The sequence below is a fragment of the Sphingomonas sp. AOB5 genome (genome assembly GCF_029433115.1).
In the GTDB taxonomy this organism is placed as follows: Bacteria; Pseudomonadota; Alphaproteobacteria; order Sphingomonadales; family Sphingomonadaceae; genus Sphingomonas.
The window spans coordinates 1-16,346 of record NZ_JARNTV010000003.1; the positions used below are offsets into that span (position 1 = coordinate 1).

15 protein-coding genes are annotated in these 16,346 nt (G+C 65.3%); 11 read left to right on the forward strand and 4 right to left on the reverse strand.

Annotated features, from left to right (window positions below; all coding sequences use genetic code 11):
- On the reverse strand, nt 1–400 hold a 400-nt coding region (locus P1X14_RS01925; RefSeq protein WP_277313619.1), incomplete at its 3' end, for a LysR family transcriptional regulator.
- A 94-nt stretch (nt 401–494) separates the two neighbouring features.
- Here P1X14_RS01925 and ligK point away from each other — a divergent pair.
- The 6 genes from ligK (at nt 495) to P1X14_RS01955 (ending at nt 8,582) form a co-directional block, all read left to right on the forward strand.
- Nucleotides 495–1,169 (forward strand): 4-carboxy-4-hydroxy-2-oxoadipate aldolase/oxaloacetate decarboxylase, encoded by a 675-nt coding sequence (gene ligK, locus P1X14_RS01930; RefSeq protein ID WP_277313620.1) that lies wholly within the window; start codon nt 495–497, stop codon nt 1,167–1,169.
- Nucleotides 1,162–2,217 (forward strand): 4-oxalomesaconate tautomerase, encoded by a 1,056-nt coding sequence (locus P1X14_RS01935; RefSeq protein ID WP_277313621.1) that lies wholly within the window; start codon nt 1,162–1,164, stop codon nt 2,215–2,217. Before ligK ends, P1X14_RS01935 begins: the two co-directional genes overlap by 8 nt.
- On the forward strand, nt 2,214–3,098 hold the full coding sequence (locus P1X14_RS01940; RefSeq protein ID WP_277313622.1) for an amidohydrolase family protein: 885 nt from the start codon (nt 2,214–2,216) through the stop codon (nt 3,096–3,098). The genes P1X14_RS01935 and P1X14_RS01940 overlap by 4 nt, the downstream gene beginning before the upstream one ends.
- A gap of 102 nt (nt 3,099–3,200) precedes the next feature.
- Nucleotides 3,201–4,745, forward strand: coding sequence for a carboxylesterase/lipase family protein (locus P1X14_RS01945; protein ID WP_277313623.1), 1,545 nt, complete (start codon nt 3,201–3,203; stop codon nt 4,743–4,745).
- A 112-nt stretch (nt 4,746–4,857) separates the two neighbouring features.
- The gene (locus P1X14_RS01950; RefSeq protein WP_277313624.1) at nt 4,858–6,192 is read left to right on the forward strand and encodes an alginate export family protein; all 1,335 of its coding nucleotides are present in this window, start codon (nt 4,858–4,860) and stop codon (nt 6,190–6,192) included.
- A gap of 188 nt (nt 6,193–6,380) precedes the next feature.
- Nucleotides 6,381–8,582, forward strand: coding sequence for a TonB-dependent receptor (locus P1X14_RS01955; RefSeq protein ID WP_277313625.1), 2,202 nt, complete (start codon nt 6,381–6,383; stop codon nt 8,580–8,582).
- A 138-nt stretch (nt 8,583–8,720) separates the two neighbouring features.
- Here the strand turns inward: P1X14_RS01955 and P1X14_RS01960 are convergent, their stop codons facing one another.
- Nucleotides 8,721–11,171, reverse strand: a complete 2,451-nt coding sequence (locus tag P1X14_RS01960; protein WP_277313626.1) for a TonB-dependent receptor — start codon at nt 11,169–11,171, stop codon at nt 8,721–8,723.
- Between the two features lie 271 nt (nt 11,172–11,442).
- Here P1X14_RS01960 and P1X14_RS01965 point away from each other — a divergent pair, with 271 nt between their 5' ends.
- The gene (locus tag P1X14_RS01965) at nt 11,443–11,913 is read left to right on the forward strand and encodes an Hsp20 family protein (protein WP_277313627.1); all 471 of its coding nucleotides are present in this window, start codon (nt 11,443–11,445) and stop codon (nt 11,911–11,913) included.
- Between the two features lie 190 nt (nt 11,914–12,103).
- Complete coding sequence (locus P1X14_RS01970; protein ID WP_277313628.1) at nt 12,104–12,325, forward strand: hypothetical protein; 222 nt, start codon at nt 12,104–12,106, stop codon at nt 12,323–12,325.
- A gap of 12 nt (nt 12,326–12,337) precedes the next feature.
- Here P1X14_RS01970 and P1X14_RS01975 read toward each other — a convergent pair whose 3' ends face one another.
- Entirely contained in the window at nt 12,338–13,969 is a 1,632-nt protein-coding gene (locus P1X14_RS01975) for a CTP synthase (protein ID WP_277313629.1), read from the reverse strand.
- A 134-nt stretch (nt 13,970–14,103) separates the two neighbouring features.
- Nucleotides 14,104–14,478: a preprotein translocase subunit SecG gene (gene secG, locus P1X14_RS01980; RefSeq protein WP_277313773.1), complete on the reverse strand. Its 375-nt coding sequence runs from the start codon at nt 14,476–14,478 to the stop codon at nt 14,104–14,106.
- 213 nt (nt 14,479–14,691) lie between these two features.
- Between secG and P1X14_RS01985 the strand changes: the two genes are divergently transcribed.
- The 3 genes from P1X14_RS01985 to argC all read left to right on the forward strand — a co-directional run bounded on the left by P1X14_RS01985 (nt 14,692) and on the right by argC (nt 16,302).
- Nucleotides 14,692–15,045, forward strand: a complete 354-nt coding sequence (locus P1X14_RS01985; RefSeq protein ID WP_277313774.1) for a MarR family transcriptional regulator — start codon at nt 14,692–14,694, stop codon at nt 15,043–15,045.
- A 130-nt stretch (nt 15,046–15,175) separates the two neighbouring features.
- Complete coding sequence (locus tag P1X14_RS01990; protein WP_277313630.1) at nt 15,176–15,361, forward strand: hypothetical protein; 186 nt, start codon at nt 15,176–15,178, stop codon at nt 15,359–15,361.
- Nucleotides 15,358–16,302: an N-acetyl-gamma-glutamyl-phosphate reductase gene (argC, locus tag P1X14_RS01995; protein ID WP_277313632.1), complete on the forward strand. Its 945-nt coding sequence runs from the start codon at nt 15,358–15,360 to the stop codon at nt 16,300–16,302. The genes P1X14_RS01990 and argC overlap by 4 nt, the downstream gene beginning before the upstream one ends.
- Nucleotides 16,303–16,346 lie beyond the last annotated feature (44 nt).

Sequence of the window (16,346 nt, forward strand, 5' to 3'; positions counted from 1 at the left end):
CGGGTTGCGACAGCCCGGTCGCTTGTGCAGCGCCGAGGAAGCTGCCCGCGTCCGACAGGCTCAGAAAGGCGTGGAGCTGGGTGGCGGTCATCAATTGTTCGGGCCGCGCGAAACCACGTCCGCCGCTGCGCGCAATGGCCCGCGATGCGGCGCCGAGATGGAAGAAGGCAGCGCGGGCGCGTTCGGCGAACACCCTGCCCTCCGCGGTCGGCACCATGCCGCCCGGGCGGCGCTCGAACAGCCGCGCCTCGACCTGCTTCTCCAGCTTGCCGAGCCCCTGGGTAAGCGCGGGCTGCGACAGGCTGACCGCTTCGGCAGCCGCGCTCATGCTGCCGCGCGAGACGATGGCGGACAGCGCGCGCAGGTGGCGCAGGTTGAGATCGAAGGGTGTCACGGTCATGCACGACCTATCGTAAAAACTTATCGTCGGGCTGCAATTGTTAGTTGCTCCCCGCCCTGCCCCCGCCCATCCCGGCCGGCAAAGGAGTCAGACCATGGCAGGACGCGTCGTCCAGAATATCCTCCGCGCCGATCCGGCAGTGATCGACGGTCTCGCCGAGTGCGGCGTCGCGACGGTGCATGAGGCGCAGGGTCGGATCGGACTGCTCGGCCCGCAGATGCGGCCGATCTATGCGGGCGCGCGGATCGCAGGCTCGGCAGTGACGATCTCGGCGCCTCCCGGAGACAACTGGATGGTGCATGTCGCCATCGAACAGCTGGGCCCGGGCGACATCATCGTGCTGGCGCCGACCAGCCCCTGCGACGACGGCTATTTCGGCGATCTGCTCGCCACCTCGGCAATCGCGCGGGGCTGTCGCGGGCTGGTGATCGATGCGGGCGTGCGCGACGTGCGCGACCTGACGCAGATGGGCTTCCCGGTCTGGTCGAAGAGCGTGTTCGCGCAGGGGACCGTCAAGGCGACGCTCGGGTCGGTCAACGTCCCCATCGTGTGCGCCGGTGCCGCGATCGAGGCCGGTGATGTGATCGTTGCCGATGACGACGGCGTGTGCGTGGTGAAGCGGGCCGATGCCGAAGCGGTGCTGGAAAAGGCCCGTACCCGCGAGGCCGCGGAAACCGACAAGCGCGCGCGGCTGGCCGCGGGCGAGCTTGGGCTCGACATCTACAAGATGCGGGAGAAGCTCGAAGCGATGGGGCTGAAATATGAGTGACGGCGTCCGCTGCATGTGGATGCGCGGCGGGACGTCGAAGGGCGGTTATTTCCTGAAGGACGACCTGCCCGCCGATATCGCCGAGCGCGACGCGTTCCTGTTGCGCGTGATGGGGTCGCCCGATCCGAACCAGATCGACGGCATGGGTGGTGCCGATCCGCTCACCTCCAAAGTTGCGGTGGTCAGCAAGTCCGCCCGCGAGGGGATCGATGTCGATTACCTGTTCCTTCAGGTGTTCGTCGATCAGGCCATCGTTTCCGACGCGCAGAATTGCGGCAATATCCTCGCCGGGATCGGCCCCTTCGCCATCGAGCGTGGGGTGGTGAAGGGACAGGATGGCGAGACGCGCGTTGCCATCTTCATGGAGAATACCGGACAGGCGGCGATCGCCACGGTGAACACGCCGGGCGGCGTGCCGGTCTACGCCGGGGGCGCGCGGATCGACGGCGTGCCGGGCACCGCGGCGCCGATCCCGCTGGAATTTCGCGATACCGCAGGATCGTCGTGCGGCGCATTGCTGCCCACCGGTAATGCTGTGGATGTGATTGAGGGTGTCGCCTGCACGCTGATCGACAACGGCATGCCCTGCATCGTGTTCAAGGCCGAGGACGTCGGCATGACCGGCTATGAGGATCGCGACACGCTGGACGGCGCAACCGAGTTGAAGGCGCGGATCGAGGCGATCCGGCTGGCTGCCGGGCCGCTGATGAACCTGGGCGACGTGGAGGAAAAGTCGGTCCCCAAGATGATGCTGGTCGCTCCGCCCCGGAATGGCGGCGCGGTGACCGTACGCAGCTTCATCCCGCATCGCGCGCATGCCACCATCGGTGTGCTGGGCGCGGTGAGCGTGGCGACCGCCTGCCTGATCCCCGGCTCACCCGCCGCCGAAGTGGCCGAGATTCCCGAGGGTGCGCGCAAGACGCTGTCGGTCGAGCATCCGACCGGCGAGATGAGCTGCGTGCTCGAAACCGACGATAGCGGCGCGGTGGTCAGCGCCGCGCTGTTGCGCACCGCGCGCAAGCTGATGGATGGAGTTGTGTTCGCATGAGCAAGGACGAGAGCGGGCGCATCCGCAGCTGGACGCTGGAACCCTCCAAGCCCGGCTATGTCCCGCCCGCAGGCGCGGTGGACGCGCATTGCCATGTGTTCGGGCCGATGGCGCAGTTCCCGTTCAGCCCCAAGGCCAAGTATCTCCCGCAGGATGCCGGGCCGGACATGCTGTTCGCGCTGCGCGACCGGCTGGGGTTCGAGCGCAATGTGATCGTGCAGGCGAGCTGCCACGGTACCGACAATGCCGCGACGCTGGATGCCATCGCGAAGTCGAACGGCAAGGCGCGCGGCGTGGCGGTGGTCGATCCGGCTATCTCCGATACCGAGCTGGACGCGCTGCACGCGGGGGGCATCCGCGGCATCCGCTTCAACTTCCTGAAGCGTCTGGTGGACGATGCGCCCAAGGACAAGTTCCTCGAAGTCGCGCAGCGGATCGTGCGGATGAACTGGCACGTCGTGATCTATTTCGAGGCCGATATCCTCGAGGAGATGAAGCCCTTCATCGCCGCCCTGCCCACGCTCGTCGTGATCGATCATATGGGCCGCCCGGACGTGTCGCAGGGGCCGCACGGCGTGGACATGACCGCGTTCCGCGCGCTGCTCGACAGCCGCGAGGATATCTGGGTGAAGACCACCTGCCCCGACCGGCTCGATCCCGCCGGCGAGCCCTATGACGATTTCGTCAATGCGGTGCGCCCGCTGGTCGAGGATTATCCGGATCGCGTGCTGTGGGGCACCGATTGGCCGCATCCGAACATGGAGACGCGCATCCCCGACGATGGCGGGCTGGTCGACGTGATCCCGCGCATCGCGCCGACGGCGGAGCTTCAGCGCAAGCTGCTGGTCGACAATCCGATGCGGCTCTACTGGGCCGACTGACCCGGCGGCGGCACAACCCCGCTGCCAATCGGCAAACGCCCGGTTCGTACAGCGGCGTCGCGTTGCGATATGCCTCTCACGAATATCGAGAGGATCGGACCGATGAAGCTCCTGCTGGCCGCAACCGCCGCGCTTGCCCTCGCCTTGCCTGCACTCGCGCAGAAAGCACCCGTCGTCACCACGGCACAGGGAAAGCTGAGCGGCACCCGCACCGATGGCGTCTATCGCTTCCTCGGCATCCACTATGGCGCCGACACAAGCGGGCAAAACCGCTTCCGCGCGCCGAAGCCCGTCGCGCCATGGACCGGCGTGCGAACCGCGGACAAGTTCGGCGACCGCTGCCCCCAGCCCAAGCTCGAGAACCCGCTCACGATCATCTCATTCTCCGACCTGCCGGTGAGCGAGGACTGTCTGGTCCTCAACATCTGGTCGGCCAGCCTGAAGCCAGCAGCGAAGAAGCCGGTGATGGTGTGGCTGCATGGCGGCGGGTTCGGCTTCGGTTCGGCCAGCGACAAATATTATGACGGCACCGCGCTGGCGAAGCGCGAGGGCGTGGTGGTCGTAACGCTCAATCACCGGCTCAACGGCTTCGGCTATCTGAACCTCGGCCCCGAGGCGAAAGGCGATTTCGACGCCAATGCGGGGCAACTCGATATCGTCGCCGCGCTGCAATGGGTACGCGACAATATCGCCCGGTTCGGCGGCGATCCGGGCAATGTGACGATCTTCGGCCAGTCGGGCGGCGGCGGGAAGATCTCGTCGCTGCTCGCCATGCCGGCCGCGCACGGCCTGTTCCACAAGGCGATCATCCAGTCCGGATCCGATCCGCGCATCGCCACCGCGGAGGAGTCGGTTGCGACCCGCAATCAGGCGCTCGCCAATGTGCGGATGAAGCCGGAGGACGTCCTCAAGCTGCGCGAACTGCCGCTGGCCGATCTGATCCGCGCGTTCGGCGAGAAGGCCCAATTGCTCAGCTATCGCCCCTGGGTCGATGGCAGCGTGATGCCGACGCATCCCTATGATCCCGTCGCCAACCCGGTTTCCGCGAACGTGCCGCTGATGCTGGGCAACACCCGCGACGAAGGCACATCTGTGCTGCTCGCCGATCCGGGCTGGCCCAAGACCGACGATGCGAAGCTTACCCTGATGGCGACGATCCTGACCGGCCAATATGCGCAGGAAGCGATCGCGCTCTACAAAGCACGCTCGCCCGGCGACGCACCGATGCACCTGCTCGCCAGCATCCTGAGCGACAGCATGTTCTGGGCGAACACCGTGGCGCTGGGCGAACGCAAGGCGGCACAGGGTGCGCCGGTCTATATGTACCGGATCGACTGGCAGACGCCGGTCCAGGGCAATATCCTGCGCGCGCCGCACGGCGTGGAACTGCCGTTCGTGTTCGGCACCACCGGGATTTCGGAGGAACTGGTCGGCAAGGGTCCGTCGCAGGACCGGATGACCGCGCTGATGATGCGCGTCTGGGCCAATTTCGCGCGGCGCGGCAATCCCAACGGCAAGGGTATCCCCGCCTGGGCGCCGTACAACACGACCACGCGCACCACCTTCCTGTTCAACGATCCGCCCAGCGTGGTGCACGATCCCGATCCCCGGATCAGGGAATTCTGGGTGAAGGCGAAGAAGAAATAGGCCCTCCGCGGCCGGTTGCTTGACTCGCCACGAACCTTGAACGAAGCGACTCCACGGAAGCGCGATCTCCCCGGCCAAAGCGTCGCGTCCGCCATTGTTCGGGACGCTGTATATGCTCGGGGTTCGCCTACCGCTTTCATTTGCCGCAGCGATCATCGCCGGGCCCGCCTTCGCGCAGGAGGCGGATGGTTTCGATATCTCGGGCAGCGCGCGGCTGCGCTACGAGACGATCACCAATCAGCCTCGCGCGGGCTTCAACACGGATGACGATCTCGTCAACCTGCGCACCACCCTGCTCGCGCGATACAGGTCGGGGCCGGTCAGCTTCGTCGCGGAACTCTGGGACAGCAGGGCGTATGCCAGCGAGACCGGAACTCCGGTCTCAACGAACGAGGTCAACGCACTTGAACTCGTCCAGGCCTATGCCGCCGTGGATCTCAGCCCCGGCAACGGATCGAAGCTCAATCTGCGGGCGGGTCGATTCACCCTCAACATCGGCTCCCGCCGGCTGGTCGCGGCGGACGATTATCGCAACACCACCAATGGCTATACCGGCTTCCAGGCCAATCTGGCGGCGAAAGGCGGTGTCAACGCGACGCTGATCTATGTCCTACCGCAACAGCGCCGACCGGACGATCCAGCAGCGATCCGCCGCAACGCCATTGTGTTCGACCATGAAGGTTTCGACCTGGTCCTGTGGGGCGGTACCGCGGCAAAGGCCAGGGCGATTGGCCCGCTGACCGCGGAAATAAGCTACTACCACCTCGGCGAGCGAGACACGCCAGGCCGGCCCACCCGCAATCGCTCATTGAACAGCTGGGGCGGGAGGATCCTGCGCGTTCCCGGCGCAGGAAAAGCGGACGTAGAGTTCGAAGCATATTATCAATCGGGCACCATCCGTGCCTCCACCGCCTCCAACGCGGCGGTACTGCCGGTCTCGGCCTGGTTCATTCACGCCGAAGCCGGCTACACGTTCGCCGGGCCGTGGCAGCCGCGCCTATCGCTGGAATATGATCGCGCCAGCGGCGACCGCGCGGGCGGACGTTACGGTCGCTTCGACACGCTGTTCGGCATGCGCCGCGCCGACCTTGCTCCCGCCGGACTCTACAATGCGGTGGGACGCGCCAACATCTCGACGCCCGGCATACGTCTGGAGCTGGTTCCCTCAAAGCGTGTCGACCTGTTCGGCAGCTATCATGCGCTGTGGCTTGCCGAACCCACCGACAGTTTCTCGACCACCGGCGTCCGGGACGCGAGCGGCAGATCGGGAGGCTTTGCCGGGCACCAGCTGGACGCCCGTCTGCGCTGGTGGATCCGGCCCAATACGCTGCGGTTCGAAGCCAATGGCGTGATACTCGCAAAGGGGCGGTTCCTCGAGCGGGCGCCCAATGCGCCTCGCGGCGGCGACACGGTTTATGGCTCGTTCAATCTGACGGCGAACTTCTAAAACCGCCCGGTTACCGCTGTTTATAGACCCCGAATCCGCGGATTTACGTGCAAAACCGGGCGTGCGGACCGGCACGCCCGGCCGCATAGAGTCCGAGCGGATCGGCAAACGGCAAGCACGCGCATCGCGCAAAGCTGTCTGATAGGTAGCCTCCACAAGCGTTGAATATAAATTTTGGGAGGGATGCTTTGATCCAGATTCTGTCCAGCCGTTCGGTGCTGCTCGCCGGTACCGCCGCCGCGCTTCTCGCCGCGGCCCCGGCCTTTGCGCAGAGCGCCGATGCGGCAGCCGATGAAGGCGCCGCCAATCAGGAAATCGTCGTCACCGCCCAGAAGCGCTCGCAGCGGCTTCAGGACGTGCCGGCATCGGTCGCGGTGGTCGACAGCGACACGCTGACCCAGCAGGGCGCGGTCAAGTTCGAGGATTATGCCTCGCGCGTTCCCGGCCTGTCGCTCTCGTCGGGCCGTCCGGGCCTGACCCAGGTCACGCTGCGCGGCATCACCACCGGCCCGGCCCAGTCGGCCGCCGCCACCTCCTTCTATGTCGACGAAGCGCCGATCGGTTCGGTGAATGCCTATACCGGCGGCAGCAACACCACGCTCGATCTCGATCCGGCAATCCTGAGCCAGATCGAGGTGCTGAAGGGGCCGCAGGGCACGCTGTACGGCGCCAACTCGATGGGCGGCCTGATCAAGTACGTCACCACCGCGCCGGACTTCACCACCGTCTCGGGTCGTATCTCGGCGGGCGTCAACGGCGTGCGCGGCGGCGGCACCGGCTATTCGGTGCGCGGCTCGGTCAGCGTGCCGCTGGTCACCGACTCGCTCGTAATCCGCGCGAGCGCGTTCAACCGCCGCGATGCCGGGTTCATCGACATCAATGGCGGCCCGGCGGCGCGCGAGAATGTGAACTATGCCGACGTCACCGGCGGCCGCGTCCAGCTTGCCGCGAAGCTCGGCTCGAACGTGCGCATCAGCCTGCAGGCGATCGGGCAGGATACCAAGGTGGGCGGCACCAGCGTGATCGACGTCAACCCGACGACGCTCGCACCGCTCTATGGCGACCTGCAGCAGCGGCATCTGTCGCGCGAGCGCGGCAAGGTTTCGTTCCGCCTCTACAACGGCACGATCAACGTCGATCTGGGCTCGGTCGAGCTGGTCTCGTCGACGACCTACCAGACCGCCAAGGCCGACACCGGCGTCGACGCTTCGTCGGGCTTCGGCGTCGCGCTGGGCGGGATCGGCGTGCGTTCGGTGCAGCACACCACCGTCGCGCGCTGGTCGCAGGAGTTCCGCGTCGATGCCAATGGGCTGGCCGGTGGCCTGCTCGATACGCAGGTCGGCTTCTATTACACCCACGAGAACGACGCGAACCGCATCCCGAAATTCTACACCTTCAACACGGTGACGGGTGCCGACGTCGCTTTCCCGAACATCGCGACGGCATCGATCACCTCGAAATACACCGAATATTCGGTGTTCGCGAACGCCACCGTCCATTTCAGCGAGCAGTTCGACGTGCTGCTGGGCGGCCGCTACTCGCATGACAGCCAGGTCTATGATCACAATTATGCCGGCCTGATCATCCCGGGCGGATCGAATGTCGGCCACGGCACCGAGAAGGCGGACGTGTTCACCTTCCTGGTGACGCCGCGCCTGAAGATCTCGGACAATGCGATGGTCTATCTGCGGGTGTCGTCGGGCTATCGTCCGGGCGGTCCGAATGCGCCGGGCGTCGGTGCGCCGGTCACCTTCGATCCGGATCGCCTGACCAGCTATGAAGCCGGGTTCAAGGTCTCGGCGCTCGATCGCATGCTGACCTTCGACGCAGCCGTGTTCCACACCGACTGGAAGGACGTTCAGATCCAGACAAGCGCGGGCGGGTTCAACTTCTTCGTCAATGGCGGCGACGCTGTGAGCACCGGCGGCGAAGCGACGATCCGCCTGACGCCGACGCGCGGCCTGACCTTCGGCCTCAACGCCGCCTATACCGACGCGCACCTGACCGAGGATGCGGCGGCTGCCGGCGGCCTGAAGGGCGATCGCATGCCGCTGGTGCCGCGCTGGTCGGGTTCGCTGACCGCGCAGTATGAGACGACACTGAGCGGCGATCTCGATCTGTCGCTGGGCGGCGTGATCAGCCATGTGAGCGATCGCATCTCGAACTACACCAACCGGGCGCCGCGCACCCTGCCGGCCTATACGACGATCGGCCTCAATGCCGGGCTGTCGTACAAGAATTACAGCCTGACGGTGTACGCCAAGAACCTGACCGACGAGCGCGGGATCACCGCGCTGGGCACGCTGGGCCTCACCCCGGCATCCAGCCCGTTCGCGATGGGGATTATCACCCCCCGCACCATCGGCGCGGAGCTGGCGATCCGGTTCTGATTTCGTCGCGCAGAATGAAGAAGGGGACCGGAGCGATCCGGTCCCCTTTTTCGTGTGTGGGAAGGAGGGGATCGCGCGGGCGGCGATCCCCTCCCCTCAGCCCTCCCCGGCCATGGTGGAGGACCAAGCTCGATTGGTTCAGAAGCTGAGCGAGACCGTGGCGCCGAAGGTGCGCGGATCGCCCGGATTGCCCGCGATCAGGCCGGTATTGCCCGGCGTGGTCGCCAGCAGGTCGAAATACTCCTGGTCGAAGGCGTTGCGGACCCATCCGAAGATGTTGAACTTGTCCGTGCGGAAGCCGAGCCGGAAGTTGGCCAGCGCATAGCCGTCGATATCGGTGTAGATCGAGCGCGAGGCGTTCGACGAGAATTTCGAGCGGTAATTGCCGTCCGCACCGAAATAGACCTCGCCATCCTCGCCCAGCAGGTTGGCGGGGATGTTATATTCGCCGCCGAACGAGAAGGCCCAGTTCGAGATACCGGGCAGCCACTGGCCCGAAATATCGCATGCCGTGGGGCTGTTCGTGCCCGGGGTGCCGGGCGCGCCGATCACCGCGCCGGTGCCACCGCCGGACAGTTCGGGCGGGCACGGTGCGTTACGGAACTCGACATATTCGTGATCGGTATAGGCGCCGTTGACGTACAGGCTCAGGCGATCCGAGGGACGGAACGACAGGTCGGCCTCGATACCGCGCACCCGCACTTCGCCGGCATTCGCCAGATAGCCGCGCAGGGTGGCGTTCTGGCCGTCATTCACCAGCGCCTGATAATCCTTGATCGACGTCCAGTAGCCGGTGAGGTTGAAGGTCACGCGGCGATCCCAGAACTGGGTCTTTGCGCCGATCTCGAAATGATCGACCTTTTCCGGCTTCACCTGCGCGAACTGGGTCTGCGCCACGCCGGCGACGACCGGCACACCGTTCAGGTTCAGGCCGCCCGATTTGAAGGTGTGGGCATAGGTTGCGTAGACCAGGATATCGCGGGTCGGCTTGTACGACGCGGTGAAATCGTAGGAGAGGTTCCACTCGCGGAACTTCTCGCCGCGGAACGCCTGCGGGGTCAGCGCGGTACGCTGTTCGATCTGACGCGCAGTGCCGCCGGTCGAGGGAACCAGATTGCCCTGACCGTCACGCACGATGCTGACATAGCTGCCCAGCTTATCGTCATAATTGACGCGGATGCCCGGCGAGAGGGTGAACCGGTCAGTGATCTCCCAGTTCACCTTGGCGAACACGGCGCCGCTGAAGTTCTTCAGACGGATATCGTTGTTCGCGGTCAGGCCGTCGAGCACCGTCGGATCGTTCGACAGCGCGTTGCTCGGGTTGATCAGCCAGCGGCTCGCGGCCGAGCCCTGACGCTGCGTACCGGTGGTGTGGATGTCCTGATAGAAGGCGAAGGCGCCGACGACATAGTCGAACCCGTTGCCCTCACCCGCATAGCGCAGTTCCTGGGTGAACTGGGTCTGCTCGGTCGGGTTCTGCGACAGGGTGGTGATCGGAAGACCGGTGAAGTCGCGATCGTTCTTCGGACCCCAGTCCCAGAAGCGCCAGGCCGAGACCGAAGTCAGCGTGCCGTTGCCCAGTTCCAGCTCGGCGCGCAGCGAAGCGCCGCCAAGGACGTTGAGCGCGTTAAGTTCGGCGTCGACGTCGGTCAGGCGATCGAACGGATTGGTGCTGGGCACCGCATAGCCGAGCGCGGCGGTCAGCGCCGGATACTGCCGGTTGGCGGCACGCTGGGTCGGGCCGTAGCGCACATAGATCTGGGCGCAGCAATTGGGGTTCTGGCGGTTGTAATCGCCCGAGAGGGTCAGCTTCAGCGTGTCGCTGACCTTCCACAGCAGCGCGCCGCGGATGCCGATATTATCCTGGCCGTTGATATAGGTGCCGCTGGCAACGTTGTAGACCGTGCCCTGGCGGCTGGTGGTCGAGGCGCCGAGGCGGACCGCGACCGTATCGGACAGCGGGCCGGAGACCGACGCCTTGGCCTGCTTGAACTCGAGATTGCCGACGGTCAGTTCCGCGCGGCCCTCGAAGGTGAAGCTTGGCGCCTTGCTGGTGATGTTGATCGCGCCGGCGACGGTGTTCTTGCCGTACAGCGTGCCCTGCGGACCGCGTAGCGTCTCGACCTGCTGGATATCAAGGAAGTCGAGCGTGGCGACCGCGACGCGGCTGAAATAGACCTGATCGATATAGACGCCGACGCCCTGATCGATGCCGTCATTGGTAAGGCCCAGCGGCGCGCCCAGGCCGCGGATGTTGACCGACGAGTTGCGCGGGTTGGACGAATAGAATTGCAGCGTCGGCTGGATCTGCTGGAGACGCTGCACGTTGAAGCTGCCGGTCGAATCGAGTTCCTTCACGCCGACCACCGAGATCGGGATCGGCACGTCCTGCGCCTGTTCCAGACGGCGGCGTGCGGTGACGATGATCTCGGACGAGGCTGCGCTGCGCTGGACGTCCTCCTCGCCGCGATCCTGATCGCCCGGGGTCGACGGACCCTGCTGAGCCGGGACCGGATCGCTCGACTGGGCATAGGCCGCAATCGGCGTGGTGGTCACGAGTAAGGTCAGTGCGAGTTTCGACAGGCTCATTTGGATCCCCTTGGAACGTTACGCACTTAAACTCCCCTATTCCGATAGGAATAATCGACAAAGGTAATCTTTGGGAAGCCCTAGCCCGTGTTTTCCGGCGCTGGGATCGGGCATTCCGGCGCAGATTTCCGCGGTTTTTCGCCCCTCTTGAAACCGCGACCCATCGATCCAAGATTAGGGAAGCGGCGCCGTAAAGGGCCGCGAATGACTAGCGGATGCCGGTTTCGGATCCGGGTTTCAGGCGTTCAACTTGCTCAAATGAGGCTTTGACATGCGTCAGTTCGATTTCACCCCGTTCCGCCGTTCGACCATCGGTTTCGACCGGCTGTTCGACATGCTGGAAGCCAGCGCCCGCCAGCAGGCGTCGGAAAACTATCCCCCCTTCAATCTCGAGCGCGTCGCCGATGACCGCTATCGGATCACCCTCGCCATCGCCGGCTTCAAGTCGGACGAGATCGACATCACCGCGCAGCAGAACCTGCTGGTCGTTGCCGGCAAGAAGGCCGAGAACGAGAACAGCCAGGGTGCGTTTCTGCACGTCGGCATCGCCAACCGCAGCTTCGAGCGCCGGTTCGAGCTGGCCGATTTCGTCCGCGTCGAGAGCGCCGATCTGGCCGATGGCCTGCTGACCATCGAGCTGGTCCGCGAAGTGCCCGAAGCGATGAAGCCCAAGAAGATCGCGGTCGGCGGCGGCAGCAAGCCCGCCGAAGCAATTGATCATACGGCTGCGAACGCAGCCTGAGGCGAGCATTCGGCCGCCAACGCGGCGTAACCAACCCACCACGGCTCGCGGCGTCTTCCTCCCTTTGGACGCCGCGCCAGGGGGCGCCCGGACCTAAAGTCCGGGCGCCTTTTCATTTTTTCTTGCGTCCCCGGGAACCATTGTACGGATTCGACGTTTCGTGCGCGGGATCGGGGCTTTGTTGGGCGTAATGGACGATAATCTCGACAGTTCGAATCAGGCGCAAAATATCGCGCCGATCAGCTTTTCCGACGACGGCGATCGCGAGACGCGGGCCGAATCGTTGCGGTCGCAGGCGGCGCGATGCCGGCGGCTGTGCAGCAGCGTGCTCGATCCGCGCACCCGCGAATCGCTGACCGGCATGGCCGAGGAATATGAGGCGGAGGCCGCGCGGCTCGACGCCGGCGAATAGCCTCCCCCTTCGTTACACCAGACGCGACTGACGCACCGCGGCTTCGATGAAACTGCGGAACAGCGGGTGCGGATCGAACGGTTTCGACTTCAGCTCCGGGTGGAACTGCACGCCGACGAACCAGGGGTGATCCGGTCGCTCGACGATTTCCGGCAGCGTGCCGTCAGGCGACATGCCCGAGAACACCAAGCCGCCGCTTTCCAGCACGTCCTTGTAATGGGTGTTCACTTCGTAGCGGTGGCGGTGACGCTCGCTGATGTCATCCTCGCCATAGATCGAGTTGACGACGCTGTTGCCGCTCAACCGCGCCGGATAGGCGCCCAGGCGCATCGTGCCGCCCAGATCGCCGCCCTGCTCGCGCTTCTGAAGCCCGTCCTTGCCCATCCACTCGGTGATGAGGCCGACGATCGGCGTCTCGGTGTCGCCGAACTCGGTGGTCGAGGCATGCGCCAGACCCTGTTCGCGCGCCCCCTCGATACAGGCCATCTGCATACCCAGGCAGATGCCGAAGAACGGCACGCCGCGCTGACGGGCGAAACGGACGCTGGCGATCTTGCCCTCGCTGCCGCGCTCGCCGAAGCCGCCGGGGACCAGGATCGCGTGCATCGGCTCGAGCTGAGCAGCGATCTCGTCCTCGTCGCCTTCGAACAGTTCGGCGTCGAGCCAGCGGATATTGACCTTCACCCGGTTGGCGATGCCGCCATGAACCAGCGCCTCATGGAGCGACTTGTAGGCGTCGGGCAGGCCGACATATTTGCCGACCACGCCGATCGTGACCTCGCCCTCGGGGTTTTCGAGGCGGTCCATAATATCTTCCCAGCGCGCCAGCGACGGCGCCGGACCGGGTTCGATCCCGAACGCGCGCAGCACTTCGCTGTCGAGGCCCTGAGCATGGTACTGGGCGGGCACCGCATAGATGCTCTTGGCGTCGAGCGCGGGGATGACCGCTTCCTTGCGGACGTTGCAGAACAGCGCGATCTTGGCGCGCTCGCCCTCCGGCAGAGGCTGCTCGCTGCGGCAGACCAGCACGTCGGGCTGCACGCCCAGCGCCGCGAGTTCGCGCACGCTGTGCTGGGTCGGCTTGGTCTTCAGCTCGCCCGCGGCCGCGATGTACGGCACCAAAGTCAGGTGGACGCTGACCGAATTGCCGCGGCCCAGATCGTTGCGGAGCTGGCGGATCGCTTCGATGAACGGCAGCGATTCGATGTCGCCCACGGTGCCGCCGATCTCGCACAGCACGAAATCGAGGCCCTCGGTATCCGCCTGTGCGAATTCCTTGATCGCGTCGGTCACGTGCGGAATCACCTGCACGGTGGCGCCCAGATAGTCGCCCTTGCGCTCGCGCGTGATGATCTGCTGGTAGATTCGGCCCGAGGTGACGTTATCCGACTGGCGCGACGCGACGCCGGTGAAGCGCTCGTAATGGCCAAGGTCGAGATCGGTCTCCGCGCCGTCGTCGGTCACATAGACTTCGCCATGCTGATAGGGCGACATCGTGCCCGGATCGACGTTCAGATAGGGATCGAATTTCCGGATTCGGGCCGAATAGCCCCGCGCCTGAAGGAGAGCGGCGAGCGATGCCGCCATGAGACCCTTGCCGAGCGAGGAGACCACGCCGCCGGTGATGAAGATATACCGCGCCATGGGAGAAAATGCCTAGCGTGATTGGACGCGCGCCGAAAGCACCCGAATCCGGGAGCGCGCATTTTTTTGTGGGAAAGCCACGGCTCGCGCCGGGCTAAGCGAGGGAAAACCCCGCGTTTCCGCGGGGTTCGCCGTTACTGACCGAAAGGCCGCGTCGAATTGCCGGCAGCCGGGGTGGCCGGAGCCAGCGGCGTGGTGGCCGGGGTGGCGCCGGGTGCCGGTGCAGTCTGCGCCGGAGCGGCTGCGGCAGGCTTCTTCTGCAGGGTCGCGTCGACCGACGACGAGCGGCGGCTGGCCGCCAGCACCGCCAGCGCGATGCACAGCACGATGAACGCAGTCGCCAGGATCGCGGTGGCACGCGTGAGGAAATCCGCAGCGCCGCGTGCCGACATCAGGCCCGACGGGCTGCCACCCGTGGTGAGGCCGCCGCCTTCCGACTTTTGCATGAGGATCACGGTCACCAGCATGGCGGCAACGGCGAACTGGAGGACCAGCAGGAAAGTGAACATCGGGAAGCGCAGACCTTTTGCGGAAAGGCGCGACATAGTGGAGGCGATCCGCGGTATCAACCTGCCAGTTTCGGGCCGCCCGCGAAACGATCCACCGCATATCCGTAACATTTCGGCTCCGCACTGAAACTTTGCGGGGCATATGGACGTTTGTGGCGGATAATCCCGGCCTGTGCCGGGACCGTAACGGATAGAGTAAAGACCGTGAACGCCATGTCCGACCGTACGCTTGCATCGTGGAAGAACACCCTGATCGACTATGTGCGATCCGGAGAACCGGATCTCACCAATCGACAGATGGCCCTGCTGATGCTCGTTTATCTCGATCCGGGGCCCCATACCGTGCGTGGCTTGGCGCGGGCGCTCAATGTCTCTAAGCCAGTCGTGACGCGAGCCTTGAACCGGCTAGGCGCGCTCGGCTATCTGCGCCGACAGCGCGACGATACCGACAAGCGTAACATCTTTGTCGCGCGAACGACTGAAGGGGCTGATTTTCTTGCAGAATTCGGGCACTTCCTCTCAGGAGGAAACATCAGCGAGCCTGCCGCCCAAAGGGCTAACGCATAAGCGCTTCGCGCTGACCGGAGTCTCGGCGCACGTCGACCCGCGCGTCGATGCCGTGCGAGGCGATCTTGCCGACATTCGTCTCGCGGATCGCGTCTTCGCGCCGCATTACGCTGTGCCGATGGCGCGGCGCGTGAGCCGTTCGGTTGCGTTGCGACTGGGTCCCAAGGCCGACTCGGAAGTGATTGCCGAACTGAACGCCGGCGAAGTCTTCGAGGCGCTCGAACTGGCGGGCCTCAACGCCTGGGGTGTCGCCGCGACGCCGGGGCTGGTCGGCTATATCGAAGCCAATGCGCTGGGTGAGGCGCCGGACGCATGACCCACAAGGTTTTTATCGATGGCGCGGTCGGCACGACCGGCCTGGAGATTCGCGAGCGGCTGGAAGGGCGCAGCGAAATCGAACTCGTCGTGCTCGACGACAAGGCGCGCAAGAATGCGAAGAAGCGTGCAGCGGCGCTGAACGCCGCGGATTTCGTGATCCTTTGCCTGCCCGACGATGCCGCCATCGAAGCGGTGGCGATGATCGAGAATCCCGCGACGCGGGTGATCGACGCATCGACCGCGCATCGCGTGGCCGAAGGCTGGACCTATGGCTTTGCCGAACTGGAGCCGAGCCAGTCGGCGGCGATCGCCGCGGCGCGCTTCGTCAGCAATCCGGGTTGCTACCCCACCGGTTATCTCGCGCTGATCCGCCCGCTGGTCCGCGCAGGCTTCATCCCGGTCGACTGGGTGCTGAGCGTCAACGCGACCTCGGGCTATTCGGGTGGCGGCAAGGCGATGATCGCCGAGTTCGAAAACGAGACCGCCAAGGGCCACACCAAAACCGCGTTCCGCCCCTATGGCCTCAGCCTCGCGCACAAGCATGTGCCCGAGATGCAGAAGCATGCGAAGATGGAGCATCCGCCGATCTTCATGCCGGCGGTGGCACGCACCTATCGCGGCATGGTGGTCGAAGTGCCGCTGCCGCTCCACGCCCTGCCCCGCAAGCCTTCGCTGGCGACGATCGAGGCCGCGCTGAGCGACGCGTACAAGGACAGCCCGATCGTGCGCGTGCTGCCCGCGGGCGACATCGCGACCGTGGCGATCGAGGACGATGCGGGCACCGACCGGCTGACCCTGCGCGTGTTCGGTAATGCCGAGCGCGGTCAGGCGCGGTTGGTGGCGACGCTCGACAATCTCGGCAAGGGCGCGGCCGGTGCGGCGGTGCAGAACCTCAATATCATGGCCGGTCTGGATCAGACTGCGGGTCTGGTGCTCTGATCTGCGCTTCGGCGGCTTGATCTTTCCGCACCGTTGGTGTCGAG